This window comes from Sphingomonas sp. CCH9-F2 (assembly GCF_001556735.1).
Classification (GTDB): Bacteria; Pseudomonadota; Alphaproteobacteria; order Sphingomonadales; family Sphingomonadaceae; genus Sphingomonas; species Sphingomonas ginsenosidimutans.
This window is the reverse complement of the sequence record NZ_LSJO01000371.1, coordinates 1-4933: the sequence shown is the minus strand read 5'-3', so window position 1 is coordinate 4933 and position 4933 is coordinate 1. Positions and strand designations below refer to the sequence as shown.

The 4933-nt window shown below is 67.5% G+C and carries 5 protein-coding genes; 2 read left to right on the top strand and 3 right to left on the bottom strand.

The genetic code is table 11. The annotated features are described in order from the left end of the window. The 3 genes from AX685_RS10720 to AX685_RS10710 all read right to left on the bottom strand — a co-directional run. Positions 1 to 540, bottom strand: a 540-nt coding sequence (locus AX685_RS10720) for an enoyl-CoA hydratase-related protein (RefSeq protein WP_066488438.1), incomplete at its 3' end; no start/stop codon positions are given. Next, positions 537 to 2516 (bottom strand): flavin-containing monooxygenase, encoded by a 1980-nt coding sequence (locus tag AX685_RS10715; protein ID WP_197418568.1) that lies wholly within the window; start codon positions 2514 to 2516, stop codon positions 537 to 539. The genes AX685_RS10720 and AX685_RS10715, both read right to left, overlap by 4 nt. Before the next feature lie 52 nt (positions 2517 to 2568). After that, on the bottom strand, positions 2569 to 3288 hold the full coding sequence (locus tag AX685_RS10710) for an alpha/beta hydrolase (RefSeq protein WP_070321686.1): 720 nt from the start codon (positions 3286 to 3288) through the stop codon (positions 2569 to 2571). 267 nt (positions 3289 to 3555) lie between these two features. On the opposite strand from AX685_RS10710, the gene AX685_RS10705 reads away from it, so the two are divergent. Both AX685_RS10705 and AX685_RS10700 read left to right on the top strand, forming a co-directional pair. Next, positions 3556 to 4239: a TetR/AcrR family transcriptional regulator gene (locus AX685_RS10705; RefSeq protein ID WP_066488430.1), complete on the top strand. Its 684-nt coding sequence runs from the start codon at positions 3556 to 3558 to the stop codon at positions 4237 to 4239. A 109-nt stretch (positions 4240 to 4348) separates the two neighbouring features. Further along, positions 4349 to 4933 (top strand): MFS transporter (locus tag AX685_RS10700; protein WP_156445766.1); only part of this gene is annotated, 585 nt, incomplete at its 3' end.

Below are 4933 nucleotides of genomic sequence, written 5' to 3'. Positions count from 1 at the left end.
CGCCTGACCCGCCGGCACCAGCCGGTTGACCAGCCCCCAGCGTTGCGCGGTCGCGGCATCCATCCGTTTCGCCGTCAGCGCATATTCGAGCGCGATCGCGGGGGGTATGCGCTCGCGCAAGCGCACCAGCCCGCCCGATCCGGCGACGAGCCCGCGCGCCGCCTCGGGCAGACCGAACACCGCGGTCTCGCTCGCGACGATCAGGTCGCACGCCAGCGCCAGTTCGCACCCGCCGGCAAGCGCATAGCCCTCCACCGCGGCGATCAGCGGCTTGGCCGGACCGCGTTCGGTGACGCCGGCGAACCCGCGCCCCTCCAGCTCGGGCCGCTCGCCATCGACGAACGCCTTCAGGTCCATGCCCGAACAGAAATTGCCGCCGGCGCCCGTCACGATCCCGACGCGCAGGGCCGGATCGGCATCGAGCTCGTCGAGCGCCGCCGCCATCGCCATCGACACCGTGCGGTTCACCGCGTTGCGCTGCGCCGGCCGGTCGATCATCATGACCAGCGCCGGGCCGCGCCGCTTGACCACGACGCTCATCGTGCGGCCGCCATCGCAGGCGCATCCGCACCATAGGTCACGTCATAGTCGGACAGGTCGGCGGTGTCGGTCATCCGCCACATGTCGATGATGCGGAAGGGGTTGTTGACGACGATCCGCCCCTTCGAATTGCGGACATAGCCATCGACGCCGGGGTAGGTCCACACGAGCCCGGCATGCGTCTCGTCGACCTTAGCGTTGTAGGCGTCATGCACCTCACGCCGCACGTCGACCACAGCCACGCCGTTCGCGAACATCTGCCGCAGCAGCGACATCACATAATGCATCTGGCGTTCGAGCACCGAGATCAGGCTGCCGCCGTGCCCGTATTGCGTGTTCGGGCCGTAGAGGCAGAAGAAATTCGGGTAACCCGGCACGACCGTCCCCAGATACGCGCGCGCATCGTCGCCGTCCCAGTCACGGTGCAGCTCACGCCCGCCGATGCCGAACACCCGCATCGGGGCGAGCAGGTTGACGACATCGAAGCCCGTCGCCCAGATGATCGCGTCGGCCCGGTGCGTCGCGCCGTCGCTGGTGACGACGCCGTCCGCCAGCACCTCGGTCACCGCCCCCGTCACCAGTTCGACATGCGGGCGCGCCAGCGTGCGGAACCAGCCGTTGTCGAGCAACATGCGCTTGCCGAACGGCGGATAGCTCGGCAGCACCTGCGGCAGCAGGTCGCGCCGCTCGCCGAGTTCGCTCTCGATATAGGCGGTCAGGCCACGGCGATGCGCGTCGTTGATCGCGTTGATCGATCGCCCCTGCCCGTCCCACGTCGGGTCCTGGCGCAGCGCGTCATATTGCTTGTCGTTGAACGCCCAGCTCAGCCGCAGGCGGTACCAGAGCCGGTAGAGCGGCATCGTCTGGAGCAGGCGCTGCAGCGCTTCGGGAATCGTCTGCTGGAATTTCGGGAACGGCGCGACCCATTGCGGCGTGCGGTTGACGATCGTCAGGCTTTCGACCTGATCGGCGATGGCGGGGGCGACCTGCATCGCGCTCGCGCCGTTGCCGACCAGCAAGACGCGCTTGCCGGCCAGGTCGAGACCCGCGTCGGGATAGCGCGCGGTGTGGACGCTCGGCCCCTCGAACCGGTCCATCCCCTGCACGTTCGGCAGGCGCGGCTTGTTGAAGGCCCCGACGCCGCTCAGGATGATGCTGGCGGTCAGCGTCTCGCGCGCGCCGTCGGCATCGACGACGTCGGCCTGCCACTGCTGCGCGACCTCATCCCACCGTGCTTCGGTGACCTCGACGCCGAAACGGATGTGGCGGCGGACGTCGTAGCGGTCGGCGACATCCTCCAGATACGCGTGGATCTCGCGGCTGCCGGCGAAGTAACGCGACCATTGGAACGGCGCGTAGGAAAAGGAATAGAGGTGGCTCGGCACGTCGCAGGCCGCGCCCGGATAGCGATTCTCGAACCACACCCCGCCCAGCGCCGGGCGGCGCTCGACGATGCGATAGGGGATACCGGCGGCAGCGAACTGAATCGCGGCACACAGCCCCGAAATGCCCGCGCCGATGATGAGCGCGGTGAAGCCCGGCGGCGGCGCGACGGCAGGTTCGCTTCTGGCCTCGGGCGCCTCGCCGCCGTCGAGTTGCAGTTCGTGGCGGATCATCGCCGCATAATCGGGCGGGATCGTCTCGCCGAGCGACACGCTCATCATCTCGACCAATAGGTCGTCGGAGGGATCGACCAGCGCGACCCGGCCGTCACGGAACCAGTCGGCGATCGCCGTCAACGCTGCCGTGCGAATTTCCGCCTGGATCGCGTCAGGCAGACCGCCGTCATCATTGTCGTCGAGGCCGCGCGTCCGGGTGGGCACGAACCGCCCCTCGACCCAGCCGCGGTCGCCGGTCAGGTGGACCAGGACGCAGGCGAGCGTCGGGATATTCGCCTGCGCGATGGCGTCCGCCAGCCAGTCCGGTGCATTCTCTCCCGATCGCTGCGTCATCGCCTCGTCTCGCCTGGCGTACACAGGAAATCCCGCGCCGCTGTTGCGACCAACTAATCAGGCCCACCGCAATCTGTCAACGCATATGTTGACAGAAATATCGTGCAAGCTCGGTTAGGGCGTCACCGGCGGCCGGCGTCAGCATCGCCAGGCTGGCGAAACCGTGGATCATGCCCGGTGCGCAGGTCAGGTTTACGGCGCCCCCGGCGGAGGCGATCGCCCGCCCCAGCGCCTCGCCTTCATCGCGCAACGGGTCGCATTCTGCGACGATGATCCGCGTCGGCGGCAGGCGCGCCAGATCGGCGGCAAGCAGCGACGGTTGCGACGACATCGTGTCTGGATCGCCGAGATAGGCGGACCATGCCCAGCGCATCCAGTCGCGGGTCAGGATATGCCCGGTCCCGAATCGCGCCCAGCTTTCGCCGTCGCCTTCCGGCGCGACGACCGGATAAAGTAGCCCGAGCGCCGCGATCGGTGTATCTTCGGCTGCCGCGTACAGGGCCAGCCCGACGGCGAGATGCCCCCCGGCGCTATCGCCGCACAGCGCAATGCCGTCCTTCCCATATTGCCCGACCACCCAACGCAGCGCCGCCCGGCAATCATCCGACGCGGCCGGAAAAGGATGCTCGGGCGCCAGGCGATACTCGACCGCGACCACCCGCGCGCCGCCGGCCACGGCCAGGGTTCGACACATCGCGTCATGGGTTTCGAGCGAACCGATGACGAACCCGCCGCCGTGCAGGAACAGAATCGTCCCGTTCGGCTCGGCACTGATGGCGTAGACGCGCGCCCGCACGCTTGTATCGATCGCGATGGTTTCGACCGTAGCGACCGCCGGCCCTCGCACCGCCGCCATCGGCAGGTCGAGCCGACGGCGATACTCGGCCATCGCCATGCCGCCCGCCGGTGGCCGCAGCGCCGTCCGCGGGTCGGCCAGCAGCGGCGCGAACGCCGGATCGGGACCGTTCGATGGCATGATATCGATCTCTCCACCCTTGACTAATTGATCAACAGATACGTTGATAGTTTGACGGAGCAGCTGGACAGGTCAAGGGGGGAAGGCATGGACGACGCAACGACGACGAAACAGCCCGCGACCGAAAGCGGCATCGGCCGCCGCCGCTCCGCCGCTCGCAAGGATTCCAGCGCCTCCTACAGCGCCAAGCGCCAGGAAATCGCCGAGGCCGCGGTGCGCGTGTTCAACCGCCTGGGTTTCGAACGCGCCAGCATCGCCGCGGTGGCCGAAGAAATGGGCGTCGATCGCGCCTCGCTCTATTACTATATTTCGTCGAAAGAACAGCTGTTTGACGAGATCGTCCGCACCGTCGTCGAACGCAACTGCGCACTCGCCAAGCAGATCGAATCGAGCGATATGTCGCCGCGCCGCAAGCTGCGCGACCTGATCGTCATGCTGATGACGTCGTACGGCGAACATTATCCGCTGTTCTACATCTACATTCGCGAGAACCTCAGCCACGTCAGCGATGCGCGGTCGCAGTGGTCGAAGGACATGCGCGCGATCAACCGCGCGACCGGTGACAGCATGATCGCGATCATCGAACAGGGCTATGCCGACAAGAGCCTGCGCAACCTGGGGCCGGCAGAGATTGTCGCGAACGGCATCTTCGGCGTGATCGGCTGGACCCACCGCTGGTTCCGCCCCGACAAGAGCGACGTCAGTGCCGAACAGATCGGCCGAACCTATGCCGACATGATCCTGTCGGGACTCGAAGACCCATATCACTGACGTTTGCAACACTAGCGTTGACAGGCGAGGTCCAAGCGGACCATCCTGACAATCGGGCAGCGGCCGGACCATCCAGGTGGCGCGCCCGGTCAGGAGAGGATCGACGCCGATGCCGTCTGCGCCATCGCGTGCCACCGGAGAATTCGCGAGCGGATACCGGCTGCTCATCGCCTGCGTCGCAGGCATCGCCTTCGGATTGGTCGGCATCGCGGTCTATTCGATTGGCGCCTTCGTCGATCCACTGGGTCGCGAATTCGGCTGGTCGCGCGCGGACGTGCAGACCGCGCTGCTTTTCAGCAGCGGGCTGGGCGGCCTGTTCGCGCCGGTCGTCGGCCATCTGATCGAGCGCTACGGGGCGCGCCCGATAGCGCTGATCGGCCTTGTCGGTGTCGCGATCGGCTTTCTGCTGGCCGCAAGCAACGGCGGGCAGATCTGGCTATTCTACCTGGCCTATGCCCTCATCGCCACGCTCGGCGGCGGCAGCGGGCCGATCGCGTGGACCCGCGCGATCGCCGGCCGGTTCGACCGGCACCGCGGCCTCGCGCTCGCCATTGCCCTGTCCGGCACCGGGCTGATCGCGATCGTCGCCCCGCCCTATGTCGTGTGGCTCACGCAGACTTTCGGCTGGCGCGCGGGCTTCGTCGGCGTGGCGGCGCTGCCCGTCGCCATCGCGCTGCCGCTCGCGTTCCTGTTC